Source organism: Stenotrophomonas lacuserhaii (genome assembly GCF_014836545.1).
Taxonomy (GTDB): Bacteria; Pseudomonadota; Gammaproteobacteria; order Xanthomonadales; family Xanthomonadaceae; genus Stenotrophomonas; species Stenotrophomonas lacuserhaii.
This window is the reverse complement of sequence record NZ_JACSQS010000010.1, coordinates 1-25455: the sequence shown is the minus strand read 5'-3', so window position 1 is coordinate 25455 and position 25455 is coordinate 1. Positions and strand designations below refer to the sequence as shown.

The window sequence follows — 25455 nt, the reverse complement described above, 5'->3', positions numbered from 1 at the left end:
AGCCAGACGCGTCACTCGGCGTCTTCACTGGGGATTCCGCACCGCAGGACCAACATGCCGCCGACCTCCCTGCCGGCTTCCCCTGCTGATGCGCCTGCCTCCCTGCCTGTGTGTGCTGCTGCTGGGGTTGGCCTGTGGGCCGGCGCAGGCGCGCACGGTGTACCGCTGCGTCCAGGGCAACACGGTCAGCATGGCGACCGCGCCGGAGCCGGGATCGCGCTGCACGGCCAAGGAAATCGATGACAGCGCCGTGCAGGCGCCCAACCTGTGGGGGAACATGGGGGTGTTCAGCGGCACCCTGTACGAACGCGAGCAGGACGGCAGGCTGGTCTACTCCACCCGCAACCTGCCGGGATCGCGGGTGTACCTGAAGTTCACCGTGGCCACCCCGCCGGGCGAGCCGGCACATGCCGGGCTGGGGCGCGTCGGCGCGGCCCAGCTGGCACCGCATGCGAAACAGTTCAAGGCGGCGGCCAAGGCGACCGGCGTGGAAGATGCGTGGCTGCGGGCGATCGCCCATGCAGAGAGCGGTTTCGATGCGGCCGCGGTGTCGCCGAAGGGCGCGCAGGGGGTGATGCAGCTGATGCCGGACACCGCCAGCGACTATGGCGTGCAGGACCCGCTTTCGGCCGCGCAATCGATAGATGGCGGCGCCCGCCACATGCGCGCGCTGCTGCGGCGCTACAAGGGAGACCACGTGTTGGCGGCGGCTGCCTACAACGCGGGCATCGGCGCGGTGAGCCGTTACAACGGCGTGCCGCCGTATGCCGAAACGCTGGCCTACGTGGAAAAAGTGATGGCGCTGTACGCGCGCTACCGCGAGGCGATGGGCATCCGCAGCGAAGTGCCTGCGCGCTGAGCGTGCCACGCAGGCGTGCTGCGGAGACGCGCGCGGCGGCACCGCCTTGGCACGCGTTGCGGCAGCGGCTATCGTCCTGCCTGCGAAAAAAACGAAGGGATGCAGATGGTGCGTGTGCGATGGATCATCGGGATTGCCGCGGTCACCGCACTCGCGGTTGCGGCGACCTTCCTGCCGCGAACCGTCACCGGGCCGGTGCCCGCAGGACCGGCACCGACCCCCCTGGGCTGGACCGCGCAGCTGCAGCCGTTGGCCGGCGATGGCGTGCCGGGCCTGCGCGACGGGGCGGCAATGCAGGCGCGCTTCTCCGATCCGTATGCGCTGCTTGCGCTCGCCGATGGCAGCCTGCTGGTGGCCGACGCCGGCGACAACAACCGGATCCGTCGGGTGGCCGCCGATGGCAGTGTGTCCACGCTGGCCGGCAGCAGCGAAGGGCTGGCTGATGGGCCGGCGCTGCAGGCACGTTTCCACACCCCTTCCGGGTTGGCGCGCGATGCAGCCGGGGTGGTGTACGTGGCGGATACCGGCAACCATGCGATCCGCCGGATCGGCGTGGACGGCCAGGTCACCACGCTCGCTGGCGGCATCCGCGGCTTCGCCGACGGTCCGGCGGCCCAGGCACGTTTCGACGGCCCGATGGGCGTGGCGGTGGATGGGCTCGGCAATGTCTACGTGGCCGATACCTGGAACGACCGTATCCGGGTGATCAGCCCGGATGGCAGGGTGCGCACCCTGGCCGGCGGCGGTGAGCCGGCGCACATCGATGGCTTCCCCGGGGTGGCCCGCTTCGATACCCCGGTGGCCCTGGCGTGGGACGGCGACGGGGCACTGTTGGTGGCCGATTTCCACAACAACGCGATCCGCCGGGTCGGCATGGACGGGCAGGTGGATACGCCGGTGCCGTCCTCCAACGTGATCAATGGTCCGCTGTCGCTGGCGCGCAGCCATGACGGCGTGCTGTACGTGGGCGACCGCAGCGGGCGCATCGTCCAGGTATCGGCGCAGGGCCACCAGATCGCGCTGGTCGGCACCGGCCAGGTACCGCGGCTTGCCCGCCCCAGTGGCATGGCGGTGGCCGCTGATGGCAGCCTGCGGGTGGCCGATGCCGCGGCGTGGCGCCTGCACCGGGTGGCCGTGCTGGATCCGGGCCAGACGCCTGCACCGGCACAGGTGGGACCGGCTGATGATGCGCCGTTGCCGCGCACCGAGGGCCGCTGGCCGCTGGCGCCGCAGCAGGGCTGGCACGAGGTGGTGGGCACGCTGGGCGAGGTGCGCGGCAACTTCAAGGGCGAGAGTCGCCATCACCTGCACGATGGCTTCGACGTGCGCGGCGATGTCGGCCAGACCGTGCTGGCGATCGCCGATGGCAAGATCGACAGCCCGTTCTCCAGTTGGACCGTGGGTGGACAGGCCGAAGGGCTGGAGGTCGGGCCGCTGCGTTACCTGCACATGCGGGTGGGCCGCGATCCGCGCGGGGTGGCTTTCGACGAACGCTGGCAGCAGCTGTTCGATGCGGAGGGCAAGCTGGAGCGCGTCCGCCTGCGCCGCGGAACGCGGATCCACGCCGGCGACCGTCTGGGCAGCATCAACAGCCAGGCACACGTGCACCTGAGCGTGGGCAGCAGTGGCTTCCAGCGCAATGCCGCGCTGCTCGGGTTCAACGGCTTCGTGGATAGCGTGGCGCCGCGCATCACCGATGTGGCGCTGCTGGACGACGCCGACCAGCCGCTGCGCGCCGATGCCCAGGGACGCGTGCCGGTGTCACGCAGGGGGCGCGGCGTGCAGATCGTGGTGGAGGCCTGGGACCAGGTGGACGGCAATCTGCCACGCCGACGGCTGGGCCTGTACCAGGTGGGTTACCAGATACGGGATGCGGCCGGGCAGCCGCTGGCCGGCTACGAGCAGCCGCGCTGGAACATCGTGTTCAACCGCATGCCCCCGCAGCAGCAGGCGGTGCGCGTGGCGTATGCGCCGGACAGTGGCATCACCGTGCACGGCAGCGCGGTCACCCGCTTCCGTTACCTGGCGACCAACACCGTGCGCGATGGACTGATGGCGGCGGGACGCTGGCAGCCGGCGGCCTTGCCACCGGGTGAGTACGTGATCCGGGCGCACGCGCGCGACCACAGTGGCAACGATGCGCTGGGCGGGCGCGACCTGCGCGTGGTGCTGGTCGACTGAGCTGCTGCGGACGGCTGGTGGCGCGTTGCCGGCTCAGGCGCCGACGCGCAGCCGTTCGGCGTCGAGGTCTTCCAACGGACGCACTTCGATGCTGCCAAAGCGTGCCCACGGGAAGCCGCGGGCGATGCGCAGGGCGCTCTCGTGGTCGGGTGCCTGGATCAGGTTGAACCCGGCCAGCAGTTCGCGGGTTTCAGCGAAGGGCCCGTCCAGTACGCGTTCCTCGCCACTGCGTACCCGCAACGTGCGGGCTTCTTGGATCGGCTGAAGTTTCTGCGATGCCAGCAGCGTGCCTTCGGCCTGCAGGGCATCGGCATGCTGCAGGCATGCGCGCATCAGCGCATCGAATTCCTCGCTGGGCAGGGCGCCCAGCAGAGCGGGGTCGATATAGATCAGCAGGGCGTACTGCGGCATGGGGCGACGTCCGTTGGCGGCGGGTGCCCATGATCGCGCAGACCCGCGCCAGGCTGTGTTGCGGCGCCGCATCGGGGCGTGCTGCATGGCCCTGCACGTGACCGGATGGCGGGTGATCCAGCGTTTGCGGGGGGTGTCGATTTCCCTGCCCGTGGTTCGTCGACATCATGAAGGCCGGGCACTACCGGCTGCTTTGGGAGCGTAGACATGAAGGTGATGGTTTTCGTCAAATCCAATGCCAGGATCGAGGCGGGCACCCTGCCCAGCACCGATGAAATGATCGCGATGGGCAACTTCAACGAAGCGCTTGTGCGCGCCGGGATCCTGCTGGCGGGGGAAGGCCTGCATGCCAGTGCCCGAGGCAAACGCGTGCGCTTCGGCGATGCGACGCCGCCGCAGGTCGAAGCCGGTCCGTTTGCCGATCCCGGCTCGCTGGTGGCCGGCTTCTGGCTGTGGCAGGTGCGCTCACTGGACGAGGCGCTGGAGTGGGCGCAGCGCGCTCCCTTTGCGCCGGGCGATGTGCTGGAACTGCGGCCGATCATGGCCGAAGAAGATTTCGGCGAGGCCTTCACCACCGAACTGCACGAGAAGGAACAGCGCCTGCGCGAACAGAGCGCCGCGCGCTGAACGGGGTCAGAGTCAGGGGTCAGAGTCCTGACTCTGACCCCTGACTCTGACCCCTACTTCCTGGTCGTTCGTAACCACCTCTGCACGGAGTATCGAAAATGAAATTGATTCCATTCCTTGGCTTCAAGGGCCAGGCACACGAAGCGATGGCGTTCTATGCACAGGCGCTGGGCGGCAAGGTCACCGCGGAAATGCAGTACCGCGACATGCCGCCTTCCGACGGTTCGCCCGGCTGCAGCGAGATGCCGCCGGAGACCCTGGATCATGTCGCGCATTCGCAGCTGGAGGTGGGCACGGCGGTGCTGATGGCCGCCGATGGCCCGGGCGAGGAGGGCGGTGGCAGCACCACCATCAACGTGGACGTGGATACCCCGGAGGAAGCCGAGCGGGTATTCGCCGCGCTGGCCGAAGGCGGGGTGGTGCACATGCCCATGGCCGAAACGTTCTGGGCGCATCGCTGGGGCATGCTGCAGGACCGCTATGGCAAGCCGTGGATGGTCAACTGCATGAAGACGCCCTGAGCATGCAGGAGCGGCTGCAGGCACTGTGGCGGATGGAGTCGCCGGGACTGATCGCGCGCCTGGCACGGATGCTGGGCGGTGACATCGGCCGGGCCGAGGAGCTGGTGCAGGACTGCTGGCTGGCCGCGCTCGAGCGTTGGCCGCTGGAGGGCATGCCGGACAATCCAGGAGCCTGGCTGATGACCGCTGCGCGCAACCGTGCCATCGATGTGCTGCGCCAGCGCCAGCGGATTGCCGGGCAGCATGCGCAATGGGGCGACATGCTGCATGCAGCCGCAGCGTCAGCGCCGGATGACGATGATGCGCTGGGCGATGACATCGGCGATGACCTGCTGCGACTGGTCTTCGTGGCCTGCCATCCGGTGCTGTCGGCCGATGCGCGGGTGGCGCTGACCCTGCGCCTGCTGGGCGGTCTGACCACGCAGGAAATCGCCCGCGCGTTCCTGCAGCCCGAGCCGACCATCGCCCAGCGCATCGTGCGCGCCAAACGCACGCTGGAACGCCGCCAGGTGGCCTTCGAGGTGCCGCGCAGCGCCGAGCTGCCGGCGCGCCTGCACTCCGTGCTGGAAGTGGTCTACCTGGTATTCAACGAGGGCTACGCGGCCAGCCACGGCGAAGACTGGATGCGCCCGGCGCTGTGCGAGGAGGCGCTGCGGCTGGGGCGGGTGCTGGTGGCGCGGCTGCCTGCGCATGCGGCGGTGCACGGGCTGCTGGCACTGATGGAACTGCAGGCCTCACGCGGCGCCGCGCGCACCGATGCGGACGGGCGTGCAGTGCTGTTGGAACAGCAGGACCGCGCGCGCTGGGACTGGCTGCAGATCGAGCGTGGGCTGGCGGCACTGCAGCGTGCGCGGGAGTTGCGCGGTGAAGACGACCGCTATGTGCTGCAGGCCGGCATCGCTGCCTGCCATGCACGTGCGCGGGTTGCCGCGCACACCGATTGGGCGGCGATAGCGGCGCTGTACGACCGTCTGCTGCAGGTGCAGCCGGGCCCGGTGGTGGCGTTGAACCGGGTGGTGGCGGTGCTGCGCGCGGAGGGCCCGCTGGTGGCCTGGGGGCAGCTGCAGCCGCTGCTGCTGGAACCAAGGCTGCAGGCACATGCGCCGTTGTGGGTAGTGCGGGGGGAAGTGCTGGCCCGGCTGGGGCGCGATGAGGATGCGCGTGCTGCGTTCCTGCACGCGGCTGGGTTGAGTGGAAACGCGCGCGAACGCGAGGCGCTGGTGGCGCGCGCGGATGCGTTTCGGTGATGCTTGGAATTGACGGCCAGCGGCCGTCACTACCGGCGCATGCAGCGGCTACACTCGAGGTCTTGTCGCAGTCCCTGCTGGAGAGAGCAATGAAGCGAGTGGTAATGAGCGTGCTGGCCCTGTCGGTGTCCACCGCGGTGATGGCGGCGACGCCGAAGTTCGATGGCGCGCGGATCTCCGCCGACGTCAAGGAACTGGCCTCCGATGCCTACGAAGGCCGCTCACCGGCCACCGCCGGCGAGGCGAAGACCATCGCCTTCCTGAGCCAGCAGTTCGCTGCCGCCGGCCTCCAGCCCGGTGGTGACCTGCAGGACGGAAAGCGCCTGTGGACCCAGGCCGTGCCGTTGCTGAAGGGCGACATCGTCGGCATCCCGCAGCTGTCTCTGCAGCAGGCCGGCAAGGCCGTGCCGCTGGAACAGGGCAAGCAGATCGCCGTGCGCGCGGCAATGAACGGTGCCCACCAGGTCGACATCAGCAAGGCCCCGCTGGTATTCCTCGGCTACGGCGTGAAGGCACCGGAAAAGAACTGGGATGACTTCAAGGGCGTGGACCTGAAGGGCAAGATCGCAGTGGTGCTGATCAACGATCCGGACTTCGAGACCGGCCAGGGCGACTTCGACGGCAAGGGCATGACCTACTACGGTCGCTGGACCTATAAGTACGAAGAAGGCGCACGCCAGGGCGCGCTCGGCGTGCTGATCGTGCACGAGACCGCACCGGCATCGTATGGCTGGGCCACCGTGGCCGGATCCAACACCAACACCATGTTCGACGTGGTGCGTGAGACGCCGGCCGAAAGCCACCCGTTGCTGGAAGGCTGGATCCAGCGCGACCTCGCGGTGGACCTGTTCCGCTCGGCCGGCCTGGATTTCGAGGCGCTCAAGCAACAGGCGCAGCAGCGCGATTTCAAGCCGGTGCCGCTTACCGGTGCCAGCCTGGATGCGAAGTACGCGGTGAAGACCGAGGTGATCACCTCGCACAACGTGGCCGCACGCCTGGACGGCAGCACGCACGCCGATGAGACGGTGGTGTACAGCGCGCACTGGGACCATATCGGCGTGGGTGAGCCGGATGCCCGAGGTGACCGCATCTTCAATGGGGCGCTGGACAACGCCAGCGGCACGGCGTCGCTGGTGGAACTGGCGCGGGGCTTCGCCAAGGCGCCCAGGCCGCAGCGTTCGCTGTTGTTCCTGGCGGTGACCGCCGAAGAGAAGGGGCTGCTGGGTTCGGAGTACTACGCGACCCATCCGCTGTACCCGCTGGAAAAGACCGTGGCGGTGATCAACATGGATGGCATGGCGCCGTTCAGTCCGTCGCGCGATTTCGGCATCTACGGCACCGCGCGCTTCGAGCTGCTGGACCAGCTGAAGACCGTGGCGCAGCGCTGGGACATCCGCTATACGCCGGATCCAAAGCCGGAAGCCGGCCTGTTCTTCCGCTCTGACCACTTCCCGTTCGCCAAGCGTGGCGTACCGGCGCTGTCCTGGTCGGCCGGGCAGGACTGGGTGGACGGCGGTATCGCGGCGGGCAGGAAGGCATCGGACGACTACACCGCCAAGCGCTACCACCAGCAGGGCGATGAGTGGCAGCCGGACTGGAAGTTCGCTGGCGCTGCGCGTGACCTGGAGGTGCTGTACACCTTGGGCAGCGAGCTGGCGAACTCACGTGCGTGGCCGAACTGGAACGCCGAAGAAGCGTTCCGCGCGGTGCGCGACCAGAGCGCTGCGCAGCGTCGCTGAGGCGGGGGGGGCTGACGGCCAGCGGCCGTCACTGCCAGGGGGCGGTTGGTCGGCTGATTCCCGGCTTTCGTCGCCGGGTGCTTGCGGTGGTGGGCTGGCGCACTATGCTCGGCCCATTCCTTCGTTAAGGCAGCCTCCGTGTTTCCCAGCGTCTCCTTGATATTCCGACACCTGTTGGCCTGGACGGCGGCGCTGATCGTGGCCGGCATGGTCTGGAGCGGGCTTTTCAGCGGCATGAACGATGGTCCGGGGTGGGTGTTCGGGCTGCTGGCGATGTTCCTGATGCTGTCCGCACTGGGCAGTGCGATCACCCATGTGCGTCGGGTGTGGCTGGTGGCCGGCAAGCTGGATGGCAGCACGCTGTCCAGCCGCCAGCGGCGGCAGATCGAGCTGCCGATGGATGCCGGCCCGGCCTTCGCCCTGCTGGAATCGGCCATTGCCGAGCTGCCGCGCGTGGAAGACATCGAGAGCGCATCGGGCAGCCTGCAGGTGCGTGCGTACGTGCGCCGGGTGGATCCCTGGAATGGCCGCCAGCCTTCGCGCTGGAACCTGCCGGCGCGGCTGGCGATCAAGCGCAACAGCATCCTGGCGACGATCACCCCGGGCCAGGGCACCAGCACGGTGACGCTGTTGTTCGAACCCGATGCCGGCTGGTGGGCCGACCTGTTGGCACTGGATGAGGGCAGCAACTACGAGAATGCCGAGGCCGTGACCCGAGCCGTCAGCCGCCGCGTGGCCGACCAGCGTCGCGACGAACAGGCCGCCGCCGAACAGACCCACGTGGAAAAAGAACTTTCGGTCGCACGCCTGAACCTGCTGCACGCGCAGGTGGAACCGCACTTCCTGTACAACACGCTGGCCAATGCGCAGGTGCTGACGCGCACCGATCCGGTACGTGCGGACGTGATGCTGGGCCATCTGATCCACTACCTGCGTAGTTCGTTGCCGAGCATGGACGAGTCGGTGTCCACGCTGGGCGTGGAGCTTGAGCGTACCCGTGCCTATCTGGAAATCCTGCGCATCCGCATGGGCGCCCGGTTGGGCGTGGACGTGCAGGTGCCCGATGCCCTGCACAGCGTGCAGTTGCCTTCGATGGCGCTGCAGACGCTGGTGGAAAACGCGGTGAAGCATGGCCTTGAACCCAAGCCCGGCGGCGGCACGATCTGGATCATCGCGCGGGCCTTCGATGACCACGTCACCGTAACCGTGGCCGACGACGGCCTGGGCTTCGGCCACGGCACCAGCGGTACCGGCATCGGCCTGAAGAACCTGCGCGAACGCCTGCGCCTGACCTGCGGTGAACAGGCCGGGGTGGCGATCGTCGCCAATTTCCCCAGTGGCGTAGCCGCCACCATGACCCTGCCGCAGGTTGCCAAGGAGCCGCGCCATGCCGCTTGATGCCTTGATCGCCGAAGACGAAGAGCTGCTGCGTAGTGCGCTGGTGGACCAGTTGCGCCGGCTGTGGCCCGAGCTGCGCATCGTGGCCGAGTGCGAAGACGGCGCCAGTGCGCTGGAGCAGTTGGCCGAGAAGCAACCGGACATCGCCTTCCTGGACATCCGCATGCCCGGAATCAGCGGCATCCAGGTGGCGCGCGCGCTGGGCGAGCTGAGCCCGCGCACGCAGGTGGTGTTCGTCACCGCTTACGACCAGTACGCCATCGATGCCTTCGAACAGGGCGCCATGGACTACCTGCTCAAGCCGGTGAGCGACGAGCGCCTGCTGGCCACGCGCGAGCGCCTGCTGGCGCGCCTGCCTTCAGCGCGCAACGACGATGCCGTGCTGGAGCGGCTGCTGCAGCGCCTTGGCAACGGGCAACCGCGCGCCGACGCCCCGCCACTGGCCTGGATCACTGCAAGCAATGGACGCGATACCGTGCTGATCATGCTGGAAGACGTGGTGTATTTCCGCGCGGACAACAAGTACACCACGGTGGTTACCGCGGCCGGGGAAAGCCTGTTGCGCACCCCGCTGCGCGAGCTGCTGGAGGCGCTGGATGCGCGGCAGTTCCGGCAGGTGCATCGCTCCACCATCGTCAACATGAAGGCCGTGGCGGCGGTCAGCCGCGATGACACCGGACGCGGCGTGCTGCGCCTGCGCGACCGGCCTGAAACGCTCACCGTCAGTCAACCGTTCATGAGCCTGTTCCGCGGCATGTAAAGCCGCCCCGGGCCAACAAGGAAGGACCGTGCCATGCGTTATCTCACCACTCTGCTGAGTTGCCTGCTGTCGTTGTTCGGTTGCCAGGACAAGGTCACCAGCACCTCGATCACCCGCATCAGCGAACAGGGCATCGACCAGCTGTTCAGCCGCACCTCGGTGCGCGCGGAAAGCGCGTCGTTCGACTGCGTCCGCAGCGCCAGCGGGCGCTGCTATTACCAGGTCTTCAAGGAAACCTGCGACGGCCAGCAGCGCTGCGAACGCGGCATGCTGCAGGCCTTCGACATCCGCGCTGGCCACACGCAGAAGCGGGAAGGCCTGCCACAAGGCTTCAGGACCTGCGTCAGCAGCAGCGCCAGCGTCCCCTGCCAGTAACCGTCAGAAGGCCGGTTGCAGGGTGAGGTCGCGGTGGCTGCTGGTTTCGCCGACGTGGTTGAGGCGGCCGACCAGTTCGCTGTGCTGCCGCATGCGCCCGATCTCGGTCATGATGCGGATGTCTTCGTGGCGCAGCTCACGCCGGCTGGTGACGGCCTGCTTGTAATCCAGCACTTCCGGATAGTGCTCGGCCATGCCCAGCGCATCGGCCACGCATTCCACGCTGTCGGCGCTGGAGGTGATGCGCGCGCGGCTGTTGAAGGCCTTCATCCAGCGTTCGAAGCCGGCCTGCTGGTCGAACATGTTGGCCATGAACCAGATCACGAACAGGATCGAAACCCAGGAACCGATGATGATCACCACGCGGGTGAAGGTGATATGGAAGTCATCGCGCCACAGGTAGTTGGCGATCAGGCCGAGGATAAGCAGGGAGGAGGCCTGCCAGCCGACGATGGAGGCCATCAGCCATTGGCACTTCGCCTGCGCCAGCACGGCGACCTCGTCGCGGATCTGCTGTTCGCTCATGCCGCGCCAATGGGCGACCTGTTTTTCGAACGGACTGTGGTACAGCTCGTTGTCGCGTAACAACAATCCTAGACCTTTGAACAAAGCAATCATGGCGGGCTCCCTGTTGGAACGTGCGGCGATGCGTTGAGCGGTGAGGCGGATTCAGTTCTAGCACTTCCAGCGAGGCGTGCAATAAGGGCGGCGCGAAGATCACGGGGGCGGTCGGGATGAATACGCGGGCAGCCGAGGGGGGTGATGCGATGCAGCATCGGCGGGATGGCCTGCGACAAGATGTCGCAGTGGAAATCGTGCTGCGGCCGCACATCCTTCGCTGGGGCAGACACCGTGAGGCGTCCGGTCACCGCCGATGACCGACAATGGGCCGGAAACGCGCAATCTGCGCCGACCCGACGAGTCTTGAGCCGCCGCATGTCTTCTCCGCTCTCTCCACTGACCGCCCCGATCCGCCGCTGGGTACTGGACGCCTTCCCGCGCGGCCAGAGTGGCATCGACTATGACCACCCGGCAGGCGATCCTGGCTGGTTCGGGCCGGACAGCATGACCTGGCGGGTGCACGCCGAACTGCCTTCGATGCTGGCGGGCGGGCTGTGCGCGTTGATGCTGCAGCTGTTGCATCCGCGTGCGCTGGCCGGAGTGTATGACCATTCCAATTTCCGCGAAGACCTGGTCGGCCGGCTGCGCCGCACCACCGCGTTCGTCGCCGGCACCACCTACGCGCCGACAGCCGAGGTGGAAAAGCTGGTTTCGCGTGTGCGCCGCATCCATGCCAACGTACGTGGCTGCGTGGATGGCGTGCCCTACGCGGCGGATGATCCGGCGCTGTTGACGTGGGTGCACGTGACCGAGGCGTATGGCTTCCTGCAGGGTTTCCGTCGCTACGGGCGTGCGGTGCCCGGGCCGCTGGCCGACCGTTACTACGATGAATACCGGCGCGTGGCCGAGGCGCTGGGCGCCACCGGCGTGCCGCGCAGCGAAGCCGAAGTGGACGCTTGGTTTGCGCTGCAGCAACCGCAGCTGCGGTTGGATGAGCGGGCCCGCGAGGTGCTGCAGGTATTGCAGTCGGTGCGGCTGCCGGTACCGGTGCCGGGCCTCTCGCGCGATGTGTTCCTGGGCGCCGCGGCGGCGCTGCTGCCGCCGTGGGCAGGCGAGATGCTGGAACAGGGAACGCGGCAACGGCTGCAGGCGCGCGCTTCGATGCGCGTGCTGCAGGGCGCGGCGCCGTTGTTCCGCCGCGCCCTGCCGGATGGCTTGGCCAGCCGCGCGTGTGCGCGGATGGGGGTCGGGGTGGAGGTGCTGAAGGTGTGGCCTGGGGGAGGGCGTGACGACTGACAGTCGTTAACCCACCCCTGCCGGTCGCCCACGAGACCTGCTGCTTACCAGACCTTGACGCGCTTTTCCGGTGCCAGGTACAGCTTCTGGCCTTCCTTGACCTCGAAGGCGGGATACCACGCATCCAGGTTGCGCACGGTCAGCGCACGGAACTGCCCCGGCGCGTGGACGTCGGTCAGCAGGGAATTGCGCAATGCCTGTTCGCGGCTCTTGCTGCGCCATGCCTGGGCAAAGCCGAGGAAGAAGCGCTGGTCCGGGGTGAAGCCTTCCAGCGTTTCGCCCGGCTTGCCCTGCAGCGACAGCTGGTAGGCATCGTAGGCGGTGCCGAGGCCGGCCACGTCGGCGATGTTCTCGCCCAGCGACAGGCGCCCGTTGACGTGCACGCCGGGGAACGGCTCGTAGCTGCTGAACTGTGCCGCCAGCGCGTCGCCGGCCGCGTTGAACTTCTCCAGGTCCTGCGGCGTCCACCAGTTGTGTAGGCGGCCGGTTTCATCGAACAGTGCGCCGGCGTTGTCGAAGCCGTGGCTGATTTCATGGCCGATCACCGCACCGATGGCGCCGTAGTTCACTGCATCGTCGGCCGCACCGTCGAAGAACGGCGGCTGCAGGATGGCGGCCGGGAACACCAGGCGGTTTTCCAGTGGCACGTTCATCGCATTGATGGTCTGCGGCAGCATCGCCCACTCGCCGTGGTCCGGCGCCTTGCCCAGCTTGGCCAGGTTGCGCTGGTATTCGAACTGCTCGGCGCGCTGTGCGTTGCCGAGCGGATCATCGCGCTTGATCTCCAGGCCGCTGTAGTCACGCCAGCTGTCCGGGTAGCCCATGCCGACCTTGAGCCCGGCGACCTTGGCCTTTGCGCTGGCCTTGGTCTGCGGAGACATCCAGTCCAGTGCATCGATACGCTTGCCGAAGGCGGCGATGATGTTCTTCGCCATCTCGTCGGCACGTTCCTTGGTCTTCGCATCGAAGTGCTTTTCCACGTAACGCTTGCCGATGGCCTCGCCGATGGCATGGTTGGCATCGTCCACCGCGCGCTTCCAGCGATCGCTCTGCTGCGGGGTGCCGCTCAATGCGGTGCCATGGAAGGCGAAGCGCGCATCGGCGAACTTCTTCGGCAGGTAAGGGGCTGCGCGATCAAGCGCGTGGAAGGTCATGTAGTCCTTCCAGGCCTCCAGCGGCTCGGTGGCGACCAACCGCGACAGGCCGGCAACGGCCTTCGGCTGCCACACGATGAAGTCCTGCTGCTGCGACAGTCCGGACGCTTCCAGGAACGCAGCCCAGTCCATGCCGGGTGCCTTGGCGCTGAAGTCTTCGCGGGTCCACGGGTTGGCACCCTTGGCCACGTCGTTGGTTTCTTCCTGGGTGGCGTGCGCCTTGGCGATCTTGGTTTCCAGGGCGACGATGCGCTGCGCCTTGGCACCTGCATCGGCAACGCCGGCCAGGGTCAGTACCTGGCCGATGTATTCCTGGTACTGCCGGCGCAGCTCGGCCATGCGGCCATCGCCCAGGTAGAAGTCACGGTCCGGCAGGCCCAGGCCGCCCTGCACCAGGTAGGGCGCGGTGCGTGCCGGCTGCAGCAGGTCCACCGATACCCACAGGCCGAACAGGCGGTCGGTATAGAAATTGGTGGCATTGAGCAGGTCCACGTCGGCGCGCACGTCGGCACCCAGCGCCCGCGCCAGGGCGGCCTTGTCGGCCAGTGCGTCGATCGCCTGCAGCTGCGGCTGCACCGGCGCCAGCCCGCGCTGTTCAATCCCGGCTTCGTCCATGAAGGCGGCGTAGTAATCGCCGATCAGCTTGTCTTCGCCGCTGGCCTGGGCGTTGTTGGCGGCGCCTTCCAGGATGGCGCGGGTGTCGACCTGGGTCTTCTCGGCGATTACGTTGAAGCTGCCGAAGCGCGAACGGTCGGCCGGGATTTCGGTGTTCTTGACCCAGGTGCCGTTGGCGAAATCAAAGAAGTTGTCGCCGGCGGCGATGCTGCGGTCCATGCCGTCGGCGTCGAAACCGAAGCTGCCCAGCTGCGGCCTGGGCGCCTGCTCGGCCGCTGCCTGCTGTTGCGCAGCGGGCGCGCTGGGCGGGGTGTCGCCGCTGCACGCAGCCAGCGAAAGGGACAGGCTGGCGGTGATCGCCAGCAGCAGGGGAGCGCGACGCAACGTAGGCATGAAGTACTCGGGCGACGGGAAACCGCCAGTCTAATCCCTGCTGGTGGGGCTGGTTGCAAAGGCCACCGTACCGAAACCGGGCGCGGCGTGTGCCGGATCTGGCTGAACAGGCGCGGGCACTCTTCCTGTCGTCATCGGCCTGATGCATGCTGCACGACGGGGCCGGGAGGAAGCGCGTTCGACGTGGTACCCCCGGAGAGTGGACAGCACGGTCAAGAAAGCCGATCCGCGGCCGCTTAGGTCTGGATCACAGGAAAACGTTAGCGAATGAGAGCTCCAGGCCACCACAGCCGACGTTGCCATCAATGGCCGCACTGAGCCGCATGCTGGTTCGGCCGCAGCGTGCCCTGTTGTGGGGTGGAATGCTGCTCGGCCTGCTGTTCGCCGCGGGGCTGGCGACGATGCTGGCCAGTGACTTCCAGCGCCGGCAGGACGTTGCCCAGCGCCAGAGCCGCACCTTGGCCGTCGGCAGCCAGCGCCTGCTGTGGCTGGAAATGCGCAACCTGGAACGGGCGATGCAGGGCGTCGGCGCAGACGCTGCGCAACTGTTCCGCAGCGTGCCCGGACAGGCACCGGAGCTGCTGGACCAGAACATCGCCGGCGTGCTGCACCGGCATGCCGAGCTGGACAGCATCGTGGTGGTGGACCAGCACGGCCGCGCGCTGACCAGCGGCGTCGGCGACCTGCAGCTGCCGCTTTGGGTGGACGGGCAACGGCGTGGCACTGGCAGTGACCTGTACCTGGGGCCGCCGCAGCGACGCGACGGCTTGAACTGGGTGCTGCCGTTGGCCCTGCAGCTGGAACAGGACCGCTGGCTGCTGGTGCGCCTGCATACCAGTGAACTGCAGCGGATCATCGGCGGGCTGGACATCGGCACGCGCGGGGTGGTGTCGATCAGCGATGTGGAAGGCCATGTGCTGGCGCGCTCACCGATGGACGGCAACGTGGTGGGGCAGCGTTTCGGGCTGGCCCACCGCGAGGCGCTGGGCAGTGACGCGGTGCGTTCGCTGGGCGTGGAAACCAGCCCGGTCGACGGGGTGGCGCGCATATCGGCGATGAGCACGCTGCATCAGTATCCGCTTGCGGTGTATGCCGGGCTGGGCCATCGCGAAGTACTGGCCGCATGGTGGCCTTACGTGTACGCCTCGGTGGCGATGTTCCTGCTTTACTGCGGGCTGCTGGCCGGCCTGGTGTGGGGTGTCGGCCGCGCAGCGCGGCGCCAGCATGTGCTGGCCGAGGAACTACGCACCGGCCACGCCGAGCTGCTGCTGGCCCATCAGGTGGGCCATGTCTGCACCTGGCACGTGGACGAAGATGCCTGCCAGCTGCACTGGTCGCCGCTGGCTCGGGAGATCTTCGGCGTTGACGTCGATGCGCTGCCGTTGTCCGAGTTCTTCCAGCGCGTGCACCGCGAAGACGGCGTGCGCATGCAGGCGGCATTCGACCGGGCATTCGCCGGGGATGCGGTGCTGGACGAGGTGTTCCGCATCGTGCTGCCGGGCGGCGACGTGCGCTGGGTGTCCGCACGCGGTCGGCGGGTGATGATCGGCGATCGCCAGCGGCGGATGATCGGTGCGATGACCGACATCAGCGAACGCTACCTGGCACGCGAGCGCGCCGACCAGGCCGAACGCCAGTTCCGCCTGCTGTTCGACCGCAATCCGGCGCCGTTCTGGGTGTTCGACCCGGATACGCTGCGCTTTCTGGAGGTCAACCAGGCCGCGGTCAGCCAGTACGGCTATACGCGCGAAGAATTCCTGGCGATGAGCATTCTGGACATCCGGCCGCGCGAAGGCTGGGAAGAGATCCGCGGCGCGATCGCTGAAGCCCGCATCGGCGAGGTGCAGGACGCGAAAATCCGCCTGCACCAGCGCAAGGACGGCACCGTGTTCGAGGTACGGGCACATCTTTCGCGGCTGGATTTCGATGGACGCGCGGCCTGCCTGGTGCTGGCTGAAGACGTGAGCGAGCGGCTGGCCTACGAGCGCGAGCTGGCCTACCACGCCAGCCACCATCCGCAGACCGGCCTGCTCAATACGCGGGCGCTGGCCGAAGCACTGGACGAGTGCGGCGAAGGCTACACGGTGGCCTTCATCCAGTTGCGTGGGCTGCGGCTGATCTCCGATGCGTTGGGCAATGACATCGGTGATGCAGTGCTTCAGGCGATGGCCACGCGGCTGGGCGGACTGGGCGCGCGGTTTGGCTGGCTGGCCTTCCAGCCGGCTGAAGACTTCGTGTTCGCCTTCAGCGATGCCCACGATGCGCAGAACGCGCTGGATGCGCTGGTGCAGATCGTGTCCGAGCCGGTGCGCGGGCAGGACTCGCTGCACCAGTTCGAGCCGAGCATCGGCGTGGCCGTGCACGCGCCAGGTGATGGGCTGCTGGCGGCGCAGGTGGTTGGCATGGCGGCGCAGGCCGCGCACAGCGCGCGCGCCGAAGGCGATGTGCTGGCGCGCTTCGATCCCAGCGTCAATGCACGCCTGGCCGAGCGGCTGCGGCTGGCCGGCCGTATCCACAACGCCATCGATGCCGAATTCGAACTGTATTTCCAGCCGATCTGCCACGCCAGCGACGGCACGCCGGCCGCGCTCGAGGCGCTGCTGCGCTGGCCACAGGCCGATGGCAGCTTCATCCCGCCGGGCGATTTCATCCAGCTGTGCGAAGACACCGGGCTGATCCTGGCGCTGGGGCGCTGGGTGATCCGTGCTGCCGCGCAGGCCCAGCGGCAACTGGTGGATGCCGGCTGGGCCGACCTGCCGATCGCGGTGAACGTATCGGCGGTTCAGTTCTTCAACAGCGACCTGGTCGGCGAGTTCGGCCGCGCGATGGAGGAGTTCGGGCTGGCACGCGGTGCGTTGCAGGTCGAGCTCACCGAGAGCAGCCTGATGCGCAAGCCGGCCCAGGCGATGCAGACCATGCAGCGGCTGCACGAACAGGGCATCTGCGTGTCGCTGGATGACTTCGGTACCGGTTTCTCCAGCATGTCCTACCTGCAGCACCTGCCGCTGGACATCCTGAAGATCGACCGCAGCTTTGTCGCCGATGTGGAGATCAATCCGCGCAATGCCTCGATCTGCCGCGCGCTGTTGTCGTTGGGCCACAGCATGGGCCTGACCATCATCGCCGAAGGCGTGGAGACGCCGGGCCAGCTGCAGTGGCTGGCCGCGCACGGTTGCGACCAGGTGCAGGGTTACCTGCTCGGCCGGCCAGCGCCGCTGAAGACGGTGATCGAGCGGCTGGACGCGGTGGAAGGGGTTCTGTAGCGCCGGGCGATGCTCGGCCGAATGCCTGCACCGCGCGGAGCGCTCGCCGAGCATGGCTCGGCGCTACCGTTCGAAGCTGGCCGCAAAGGTGTCCATTGTTTCCGTTCCTGCAACAAACCGGCTCGGTGCAACGTATTTTTCGCGCGGGCCGCTGGCACTAAGCTTGAGCGATGTCCTATCAGGAGTCCGCCGTGCGCCGCCTGCCCAGCCTGTACATCTCGCATGGTTCGCCGATGACCGCGCTGCAGCCCGGACTGGTCGGACAGCGGCTGGCCGAACTGGCGGCCGATCTGCCTCGCCCACGCGCCATCGTCATGGCCAGCGCGCACTGGCTGAGTACGCAACCGCTGGTGGGCGCGCATCCGCTGCCGCCGACGATCCATGATTTCGGCGGCTTCCCGGAGGCGTTGTATCGCCTGCAATACCCGGCACCGGGTGCGCCGGAGCTGGCGGCCCAGGTGCAGCAGCTGCTGCTGGATGCCGGCCTGCCGGCGCGCCTGGATCCCAGCCGCGGGCTGGATCACGGGGCCTGGGTGCCGTTGCGTTTCCTGTTCCCGGACGCTTCCATCCCGGTGGTGCCGCTGTCGCTGCAGCCGCAGCTGGGTCCGGCCCACCAACTGGCGCTGGGCAGGGCGCTGGCGCCGCTGCGCGAACAGGGCGTGCTGCTGGTGGGCTCGGGCAGCATCACCCACAACCTGCACGATTTCCGCCGTTACCAGGACGGCAAGGAAGCACCCTACGTGCGGCCGTTCATCGGCTGGGTGGAGCAGCGCCTGGCCGATGACGACGTGGATGCCCTGCTCGACTACCGCGCCCAGGCGCCGGGTGCCGTGCAGGCGCATCCCAGCGATGAACATCTGCAGCCGCTGCACTTCGCCATCGGCGCGGCAGGGGAGGGCGGACTGGGGGCACGACGCATCGATGCGGGCATCGATGCCGGCATGCTGGCGATGGATCTCTACCGCTTCGACGGGGCCGGCGGTTTGCTGTCGCCCCGCTGAGTCCGCTCGATGCAGGCGTGGGCCTGATCGTCGTGGTGTGCTAGTTTTTTCAGGTCACTGGCGCCTTGGCCGCATGGCTATCCTTCCCCCGTTGGCGCCGTCATCTGGATGATGCATGCACACCATTGAAGTGGTCCTGGCGATGCTGGTCGCCGTCGTGGCCAGCGGTTACCTGGTCCGCGTACTGCCGTTTTCGTTGCCGTTGCCGCTGGTGCAGATCGCGCTGGGCGCGGTGATCGCAGGGGTATTCAACCGCGGGCACGCGCTCGACCCGGACATGTTCTTCCTGCTGTTCCTGCCGCCGCTGCTGTTCCTGGACGGTTGGCGCATCCCCAAGCAGGGGCTGTTCCGCGACAAGGGCGCCATACTCGAACTGGCCTTCGGGCTGGTGGTGTTCACGGTGATCGGCGCCGGCCTGCTGATCCATTGGATGATCCCGGTGATGCCGCTGGCGGTGTGCTTCGCGCTGGCGGCGATCATTTCGCCGACCGATCCGGTGGCGGTGGGCGCGATCGCGTCGAAGGCGCCGATCCCCAAGCGGCTGATGCACATTCTGGAAGGCGAATCGCTGCTCAACGATGCCTCCGGCCTGGTCTGCTTCCGCTTCGCGGTGGCCGCGGTGATGACCGGTTCGTTCTCGCTGGCCACCGCCTCGATGACCTTCCTGTGGGTGGCTGCGGCCGGGCTGGCGGTCGGCGTGGCGGTGACCCTGGGTGTGTCCACCTTCCAGCGTTGGCTGTGGCGCCGCTTCGGCGAGGAGCCGGGCGCGGCGATGCTGGTCAACCTGCTGATTCCCTTCGCGGCCTATCTGCTGGCCGAAGAGATCAACGCATCGGGCATTCTCGCGGCAGTGGCGGCGGGCATCACGATGAGCTACGTGGAGCTGACCGGCCGCGTGTCCGGCAGCATGCGCGTGCAGCGTTCGGCGGTGTGGAACATGCTGCAGTTCAGCTTCAACGGCATCATGTTCGTGCTGCTGGGTGAACAGCTGCCGGGCATCGTGGAGCGTGCCGTGGCCACGATGAGCGAGAGCGGCCACCAGAGTCCGTGGTGGCTGGCGGTGTATGTGATCGTGATCAACCTGGCGCTGATCCTGCTGCGCCTGCTGTGGGTATGGCTGTCGCTGCGCTGGAACCTGCTGCGCGCGCGGCGTCGCGGCGACGAGCAGCGCCAGGCGCCCAGCTGGCGCATCGTGGTGGCGACCTCGGTGGCCGGCGTGCGCGGGGCGATTACCCTGGCCGGCGTGCTGACCCTGCCGTTGTTCCTGCCCAGCGGCGATCCATTCCCTGCGCGTGACCTGGTGATCTTCCTGGCCGCGGCGGTGATCCTGTTCTCGCTGGTGGGCGCCAGCGTGGCCTTGCCGCAGTTGTTGAAAGGCCTGCAGCTGCCGGCCGATTCGGGCGAGCGCAAGGAAGAGGACGTAGCGCGCAAGCTGGCATCCAAGGCGGCGCTGGCCGGAGTGGAGCGGATGCGCCAGCAGCTGGTGCAGAACCAGACCACCGACAACGTGCAGCTGTACAACGATGCGGCATCACGGGTGAGCCTGCTGTACCAGCGCAACCTGGAAAAAGAGCAGGGCCCGGATGCGGATCCGGAAAAGGTCAGGCGGATGGAACGGGGCTACCGCCAGCTGCGCGGCGCCGGGCTGAACGCCGAACGCGAGGAGCTGTTCCGGCTGACCCGTCGCGGACTGATCTCCGATGAAATATCACGCAAGCTGATCCGTAACCTGGACCTGCTGGAATCGCGGCAGAGGGAATGAGGGGCATGCTGGCGGTAGCGCCGAGCCATGCTCGGCGGCGTTTGCCGCGGTGCCTGGCACAGCCCGCCGAGCATGGCTCGGCGCTACCGCAGGCCCGTCCAGCAGGCCTCAGGCCTGCGGCTTCAGGTCGAGGTAGCGCACTTCGACGCTGCCCTTGATCTTCAGCGTCATCGGGTTGCCGCGACGGTCGCGCGCCTTGCCGGCCTGCACGCGGATCCAGCCTTCGCTGACCGAATATTCTTCAACATCGGTGCGCTCGACATCATTGAAGCGCACGCCGACGCCGCGCTCCAGCGCCTGCGCATCGTGGTGGGGGCTGGCCGGGTTGATGGCCAGGTGGTCGGGAGGCGTATCGCTCATTTCAGCTTCACTGTGACGGCCACCAAGGCCGGCTTCATGGGGTGAAGGATACCTGTACGCGGCGCCCGACCCAACGCCGATGCTTCCGGCGGCGGCCGCAAGGCCTCAGAATGCGTGCCACAGCACCATACCCGCAGGACCACGACCATGCCCGACAACAGCGATTATTTCGACTTCGAAGAAGACGCCCACGACTACGACGAGGACGATTTCGAGGCGCGTGCATGGAACCTGCTGGTGCTGATCAATCCCGGCGACGAAGAGCTGGCGCTGGCCCAGTTCAACCGCTGGCGCGAGCTGCTGGCCGAACAGGGTGAGCCGTTGGAGCCGGACAGCGACTGGATCCCGCCGTTGTTCACCGCGATCGGCTGGCAGAGCGGCTTCGAGGTGGAACGCGATGACCTGGAATCGCTGATGTCGGCGGTCAACGAGCTGTCGGCGCGCTTCAACCTGCAGGTGGACTGGGGCGGCGACCTGGACGACGAAGACTTCAGCATCGGTCTGGATGGCGTGCAGCTGATGTCCACCGCCTTCGACCGCCTGCGCGAGAACAATTACACGCTGTGGAGCGTGGATGCCGGCAGCGACGGCTTCACCGGGTGGATGGCGCTGACCCGCGACGACGACGCGATGCTGGCGCTGTGTTCGCTGCTGAACGTTGAAGTGCGGCTGGGCAGCGATCCGTTCTGACCGTGCCGGATCCTGTGCTCGCTACCCGGGCTGGTACTGCGCGCGGGCGTTGGCGATCACCGCCTTGACCCGTTCGCGATCGGTATGCCGGGAAATCGGCTGCGCGCCGAGCGCGATCGCCTGTTCGCGAAGGGCCACGGTGACGTCGTAGTGCGCGCCGCTGGACTTGTTCTGGAACGCGCGACGCGGGATGCCGAGCTGCGCGGCCATGGCATGCAGCTCGGCCAGGGTGTCGGCCATCAGGTGGGCCCAGCGCTGTCCGCGCCAGGCCTGTACTGCGTCGTCGACGTAGACCGTCACCTTGGTCCCGAGGCCCTTCAGGCCTTCGGCTTGTCGTCGGCTTCGGTTTCCGCTTCTGCGTCTGCGTCTGCGTCTGCGTCTGCCTGGGCCTCGGTGGCTGCTTCGCCGTCGGCGAGGTCCTGTGCAGCCTCGCCTTCAGCGGCGTCTTCGGCGTCGATGTTGTCGAACTCGGCGGCCAGCTGGTCCAGGTACGCGTCGGCGTCCAGTTCCTTTTCGGCAGCCATGACCTTGATCAGCTCGCCCAGGCCTTCGGAGTACTGCAGGTCGACCTTGCGGCCTTCCTTGCCCTGTACGTTGGCCAGGTGCTTGAGCATGGCCAGCATCGGCATCGGATCATCCGCGTTGCCCATGGTCTGGCCGCCGATCGACAGCAGCCACTGGCGGCCCTGCAGGCCGATGGCCGCGACCACCTGGCCTTCTTCGTTGGTCAGCACGGCGTGGTTCTGCACCTGCTGCTGGTCGCTCAGGCGGGCGAAGGCGCGCTTGGGCTGCTGCTTCTTGCGCTTGTCGCGCTTGGCTTTGGAGAGCTTGGACATGGTGGGAGCCTGCAAAAAGGGAAGACCGCCATTGTAATGGCCCAGCGCAGGGCGCGCTTGGCGCTACGGCGCGGCGTCACCCACCACGGCCGGCACCTGCGCGGCCTGCACGTCCGGATCGGCCACTGCGGGCGACAACGCGACCGGGGAGCCGGCGCCTGCCAGCGCAGAAGCTTCGGCATCCCGGGTCATCACCACGATGCTGATGCGGCGGTTGATCGGGTTGGCCGGGTTGGTCTTGTCGAACAGCACCGAAGAGGCCAGCCCGACCACGCGGGTGACCTTGGCCTCATCCAGTCCGCCGTCCACCAGCGCGCGGCGGGCCGCGTTCGCGCGGTCGGCGCTGAGTTCCCAGTTGCCGTAGCCGTGCTGGGTGCTGTACGCGGCGGTGTCGGTGTGGCCGGTCAGGCTGATCCGGTTCGGCACGTGGTTCAGGTAGTTCGCCAGTTCGCGCAGGATGGTCTGCGTATACGGCTTCAGTGCCGCCCCGCCGAGGTCGAACATCGGCCGGTTCTGCTTGTCCACGATCTGCACGCGCAGCCCTTCCGGGGTCAGGTCGAGCAGCAGCTGGTCCTTGAACGGTTCCAGCGCCTGGCTCTTGCTGATGGCCTCGGTGAGTTCCTGCATCAGCGCTTCCAGCTGCTTCTTTTCCTGCTGGCGCGAGTCGGGGTCGACGGCCTTGGGAATGCTTTCCTGCTGGTTCTGGAAGGGATCGTTGCTGGTGCCGCGGCTGACATCGGCCGCCCCGCCCAGCTTGATCATCGAGGTGCTGGCGCCACCCGGCCCGGCCATGCCCGGCGCCGGCGTACTGCTCGTGCCCGACAACGGGCTGGGATTGCGGAAGTATTCTGAAATGGCGCCGCGCTCGGGCTTGCTGGTGGACGCCACCAGCCACAGCACCAGGAAGAAGGCCATCATCGCGGTCACGAAGTCGGCGTAGGCCACTTTCCACGAGCCGCCGTGGTGGGCGGCGTGGCCCTTCTTCTTGACCCGGCGGACGATGACGGTGGGCTTGGTCTCGCTCATGGCTTACTTGACCGTCTTGAGGTGCTGCTCGAATTCGGAGAACGCCGGCCGCACGTCGGACGGCAGCGTCTTGCGGGCGAATTCCAGCGCGATCTTCGGGTTGTAGCCGCGCAGGCAGGCCAGCAGGGCGGTCTTCACCGATTCGTAGATGCGGCTGTCCTGCTCGGCGCGCGCTTCCATCGCCGCGGCCATCGGGCCGACGAACCCGTAGCCCAGCAGGATGCCAAGGAAGGTGCCGACCAGCGCGCCGGCCACGTGCGCGCCGACTTCTTCGATCGGGCCGCCGATCGAACCCATGGTGATCACGATGCCCAGCACCGCCGCCACGATGCCGAAGCCGGGCAGGCCGTCGGCCACCTTGGTGATGACCTGCGACGGCGCCAGCGCTTCGGCATGGTGCTTGTCCAGCTCCAGCTCCAGCAGCGGTTCCAGTTCGTGCGGTTCGATGTTGCTGCCGATCATCAGGCGCAGGCAGTCGGTGATGAAGTCGACCAGGTGGTGGTCGGCCTGGACCTTGGGGTAGTTGGCGAAAATGGGACTTTCGCCGGGCTTCTCCACGTGGTCTTCCAGCGACATGAAGCCTTCGCGGCGGGCCTTGTTGAGCAGCTCGTACACCAGGCTGAGGACGTCGATGTAGTCCTGCTGCTTGTAGCGCGGGCCCTTGAACACGGCCACGCTGGCCTTCAGGGTCTGCTTGACGGTCTTTGCCGGGGTGCCGACCAGGAACGCACCCACGGCGGCGCCACCAATGATCACCAGCTCATACGGCTGCCAGAGCGCGCCCAGTCGTCCGTGGGCGCCGAGATAACCACCGAGCACGCTGGCGATGACGACGAGGAAGCCGATGAGGATGAGCATGGACGCGACGCAGGGAGAGGGGGTATCTCCCTAACGGCGCGTTCACGCGGTTTCTGAAGAGGCAATATGTGAAATCCGTCAACGGGCCTGCCGCGGCGGATCAGCCGGCGGGTTCGGCTTCGGCGCCGCCCCGCTGCAGTGGATCGTCATAGGACGCGCCGTTTTCGGTGAACGAAAGTGAGACGGAGTTCAGGCAGTGGCGCTCGAAGGTGGGCGGCGGGCCGTCCGGGAAGACATGGCCGAGGTGGCTGCCACAGCGGGCGCAGGTGATCTCGGTGCGGATCATGCCGTGACTGATGTCGCGGATCTCGCGCACGTGTTCTGGGGCGAACGGGGCGAAGAAGCTGGGCCAGCCGGTGCCGGAATCGAACTTGGTGCTGGAGCGGAACAGCGGCAGGGCACACAGCCGGCAGCAGTAGACGCCATCGCGTTTGTTGTCGAGGAACACGCCGCAGAACGGCGCTTCGGTGCCGTGCTGGAGCAGCACGCGGGCTTCGTCGGGGCTGAGCGAGGATTCCAGTGCCTGGCGCTGCGCGTCGGTCGGGGGCGTGAGGTCGAAGGCGCTCATGCGGTATCTCCTGGGGGCTGCCTGCGGAGATGGGGGCGTGGGGCCGGGCATGCAAGCACCGGCGCTGTTCATGGCAGGCACACGGGAAGCGGCGCACGCTGCATTGAACTACTACCGGGGGCTGCCATGAAGCGTTCATTGATCCTGCTGTCTGCGTTGCTGGTGCCGGCGCTGGTGCCGGCGCTGGCGTCGGCGCAGGTGGCGTCGCCGTCCAGTCCGACGGCGACCCGCAGTGCGACCACGGTGCGTCCGCCGCCACCGCCGCCGGCTCCACAGCCGCCGCGCGTGGTGCAGCCTTCGCCGCCATCGCCGGTGCAGGCACCACGACCGATTGCCAGCCCGCCACCAGCGGCGGGGCCGATCCGCAGCACCGGGCCGGCGAAGGTGGTGGCGCCGCCGGCGAGCACGGCCCCGGCGAAGGTGTATGACCGCGACGGGCGGATCATTCCGGGGGTGAAGCCAGCGGGGCCGAACCGGGTGTTCGATTCGCGCACGGGGCGGTATCACGACAGCGTGCCGCAGGGTGCTGACGCCAGGATCAAGCCGTAGGGTTGGGTTTGTTTGTTTGTTTGCCGGGCTGCGCCCGGCACCTGCCTTTCAAGCCAGAGCCAACGTCAACGTCAAGAGCTGCAGGGCTGCTGCGTTGGCGGGGCGGGGTGGGTTCGTGGGAATCGCCGCAAGTACGTCCCTGTAGGCTCGCTTTTCGCATCCATGCGAAAAGACGGTCCTGCACAGCCACCCCGCCCCGCCTTCGACAGGTCCATGGGGGCCCATGGACAGAGCAGGGCTTGGAAGGGTGGGAGAAACACGGGGTCAGAGTCCTTTCGCGCAGCGAAAGGACTCTGACCCCTGCCTTTGTTCTTTTTTCATTACGCGGGTGGCGGCCACCGGAACCTGTCAGGGGCCGGGGGGGGGGGGGGGGGGGGGGGGGGGGGGGGGGGGGGGGGGGGGGGG

General features: G+C 67.7%; 24 protein-coding genes. 15 read left to right on the top strand and 9 right to left on the bottom strand.

Features of this window, described 5'->3' with window-relative positions; genetic code table 11:
• Positions 1–88: 88 nt before the first annotated feature.
• Positions 89–859, top strand: a complete 771-nt coding sequence (locus tag H9654_RS10835; RefSeq protein ID WP_191770844.1) for a lytic transglycosylase domain-containing protein — start codon at positions 89–91, stop codon at positions 857–859.
• Between the two features lie 105 nt (positions 860–964).
• Positions 965–3040: an NHL repeat-containing protein gene (locus tag H9654_RS10830; protein ID WP_191770843.1), complete on the top strand. Its 2076-nt coding sequence runs from the start codon at positions 965–967 to the stop codon at positions 3038–3040.
• 33 nt (positions 3041–3073) lie between these two features.
• Here H9654_RS10830 and H9654_RS10825 read toward each other — a convergent pair whose 3' ends face one another.
• Positions 3074–3451, bottom strand: a complete 378-nt coding sequence (locus H9654_RS10825) for a YciI family protein (RefSeq protein WP_191770842.1) — start codon at positions 3449–3451, stop codon at positions 3074–3076.
• A 207-nt stretch (positions 3452–3658) separates the two neighbouring features.
• Here H9654_RS10825 and H9654_RS10820 point away from each other — a divergent pair, with 207 nt between their 5' ends.
• From H9654_RS10820 to H9654_RS10790, 7 genes are all read left to right on the top strand, one after another.
• On the top strand, positions 3659–4078 hold the full coding sequence (locus tag H9654_RS10820) for a YciI family protein (protein ID WP_191770841.1): 420 nt from the start codon (positions 3659–3661) through the stop codon (positions 4076–4078).
• A gap of 98 nt (positions 4079–4176) precedes the next feature.
• Positions 4177–4599, top strand: a complete 423-nt coding sequence (locus H9654_RS10815; protein ID WP_191770840.1) for a VOC family protein — start codon at positions 4177–4179, stop codon at positions 4597–4599.
• 2 nt (positions 4600–4601) lie between these two features.
• Positions 4602–5846, top strand: coding sequence for an RNA polymerase sigma factor (locus H9654_RS10810; protein WP_406833472.1), 1245 nt, complete (start codon positions 4602–4604; stop codon positions 5844–5846).
• Positions 5847–5935: 89 nt separating this feature from the next.
• Positions 5936–7585 (top strand): M28 family metallopeptidase, encoded by a 1650-nt coding sequence (locus H9654_RS10805; protein ID WP_191770839.1) that lies wholly within the window; start codon positions 5936–5938, stop codon positions 7583–7585.
• Between the two features lie 138 nt (positions 7586–7723).
• Positions 7724–8983: a sensor histidine kinase gene (locus H9654_RS10800; protein WP_191770838.1), complete on the top strand. Its 1260-nt coding sequence runs from the start codon at positions 7724–7726 to the stop codon at positions 8981–8983.
• Positions 8973–9743: a LytR/AlgR family response regulator transcription factor gene (locus H9654_RS10795; protein ID WP_191770837.1), complete on the top strand. Its 771-nt coding sequence runs from the start codon at positions 8973–8975 to the stop codon at positions 9741–9743. The genes H9654_RS10800 and H9654_RS10795 overlap by 11 nt, the downstream gene beginning before the upstream one ends.
• Before the next feature lie 33 nt (positions 9744–9776).
• Positions 9777–10118, top strand: coding sequence for a hypothetical protein (locus tag H9654_RS10790; RefSeq protein ID WP_191770836.1), 342 nt, complete (start codon positions 9777–9779; stop codon positions 10116–10118).
• A gap of 3 nt (positions 10119–10121) precedes the next feature.
• Here H9654_RS10790 and H9654_RS10785 read toward each other — a convergent pair whose 3' ends face one another.
• Complete coding sequence (locus H9654_RS10785) at positions 10122–10736, bottom strand: hypothetical protein (RefSeq protein WP_042612764.1); 615 nt, start codon at positions 10734–10736, stop codon at positions 10122–10124.
• Between the two features lie 318 nt (positions 10737–11054).
• Here H9654_RS10785 and H9654_RS10780 point away from each other — a divergent pair, with 318 nt between their 5' ends.
• On the top strand, positions 11055–11975 hold the full coding sequence (locus H9654_RS10780; protein WP_191770835.1) for an oxygenase MpaB family protein: 921 nt from the start codon (positions 11055–11057) through the stop codon (positions 11973–11975).
• A 44-nt stretch (positions 11976–12019) separates the two neighbouring features.
• Here H9654_RS10780 and H9654_RS10775 read toward each other — a convergent pair whose 3' ends face one another.
• Entirely contained in the window at positions 12020–14137 is a 2118-nt protein-coding gene (locus tag H9654_RS10775) for a M13 family metallopeptidase (RefSeq protein ID WP_191770834.1), read from the bottom strand.
• Between the two features lie 305 nt (positions 14138–14442).
• On the opposite strand from H9654_RS10775, the gene H9654_RS10770 reads away from it, so the two are divergent.
• From H9654_RS10770 to H9654_RS10760, 3 genes are all read left to right on the top strand, one after another.
• Positions 14443–17400: a bifunctional diguanylate cyclase/phosphodiesterase gene (locus H9654_RS10770; RefSeq protein ID WP_191770833.1), complete on the top strand. Its 2958-nt coding sequence runs from the start codon at positions 14443–14445 to the stop codon at positions 17398–17400.
• A 191-nt stretch (positions 17401–17591) separates the two neighbouring features.
• Positions 17592–18401, top strand: coding sequence for a DODA-type extradiol aromatic ring-opening family dioxygenase (locus tag H9654_RS10765; RefSeq protein WP_191770832.1), 810 nt, complete (start codon positions 17592–17594; stop codon positions 18399–18401).
• A 115-nt stretch (positions 18402–18516) separates the two neighbouring features.
• Entirely contained in the window at positions 18517–20163 is a 1647-nt protein-coding gene (locus tag H9654_RS10760) for a Na+/H+ antiporter (protein ID WP_191770831.1), read from the top strand.
• 108 nt (positions 20164–20271) lie between these two features.
• Here the strand turns inward: H9654_RS10760 and H9654_RS10755 are convergent, their stop codons facing one another.
• Positions 20272–20523, bottom strand: coding sequence for a DUF3297 family protein (locus H9654_RS10755; protein WP_042612769.1), 252 nt, complete (start codon positions 20521–20523; stop codon positions 20272–20274).
• Between the two features lie 147 nt (positions 20524–20670).
• Between H9654_RS10755 and H9654_RS10750 the strand changes: the two genes are divergently transcribed.
• Positions 20671–21213: a DUF6630 family protein gene (locus tag H9654_RS10750; protein WP_042612770.1), complete on the top strand. Its 543-nt coding sequence runs from the start codon at positions 20671–20673 to the stop codon at positions 21211–21213.
• 21 nt (positions 21214–21234) lie between these two features.
• Here H9654_RS10750 and H9654_RS10745 read toward each other — a convergent pair whose 3' ends face one another.
• The 5 genes from H9654_RS10745 to msrB all read right to left on the bottom strand — a co-directional run bounded on the left by H9654_RS10745 (position 21235) and on the right by msrB (position 24501).
• Positions 21235–21513, bottom strand: coding sequence for a DUF4031 domain-containing protein (locus H9654_RS10745; RefSeq protein ID WP_191770830.1), 279 nt, complete (start codon positions 21511–21513; stop codon positions 21235–21237).
• A 17-nt stretch (positions 21514–21530) separates the two neighbouring features.
• Positions 21531–22049 carry a hypothetical protein gene (locus tag H9654_RS10740; protein WP_191770829.1) on the bottom strand — a complete coding sequence of 173 codons (519 nt, stop codon included), beginning with the start codon at positions 22047–22049 and terminating at the stop codon, positions 21531–21533.
• Positions 22050–22112: 63 nt separating this feature from the next.
• Positions 22113–23075, bottom strand: a complete 963-nt coding sequence (gene motB / locus H9654_RS10735; RefSeq protein WP_101100139.1) for a flagellar motor protein MotB — start codon at positions 23073–23075, stop codon at positions 22113–22115.
• A gap of 3 nt (positions 23076–23078) precedes the next feature.
• On the bottom strand, positions 23079–23933 hold the full coding sequence (motA, locus tag H9654_RS10730; RefSeq protein ID WP_101100140.1) for a flagellar motor stator protein MotA: 855 nt from the start codon (positions 23931–23933) through the stop codon (positions 23079–23081).
• A 100-nt stretch (positions 23934–24033) separates the two neighbouring features.
• Positions 24034–24501: a peptide-methionine (R)-S-oxide reductase MsrB gene (gene msrB, locus H9654_RS10725; RefSeq protein WP_042612775.1), complete on the bottom strand. Its 468-nt coding sequence runs from the start codon at positions 24499–24501 to the stop codon at positions 24034–24036.
• Positions 24502–24627: 126 nt separating this feature from the next.
• Here msrB and H9654_RS17795 point away from each other — a divergent pair, with 126 nt between their 5' ends.
• Complete coding sequence (locus H9654_RS17795) at positions 24628–25050, top strand: classical arabinogalactan protein 4 (RefSeq protein ID WP_225211996.1); 423 nt, start codon at positions 24628–24630, stop codon at positions 25048–25050.
• The last annotated feature ends 405 nt before the right edge of the window (positions 25051–25455 follow it).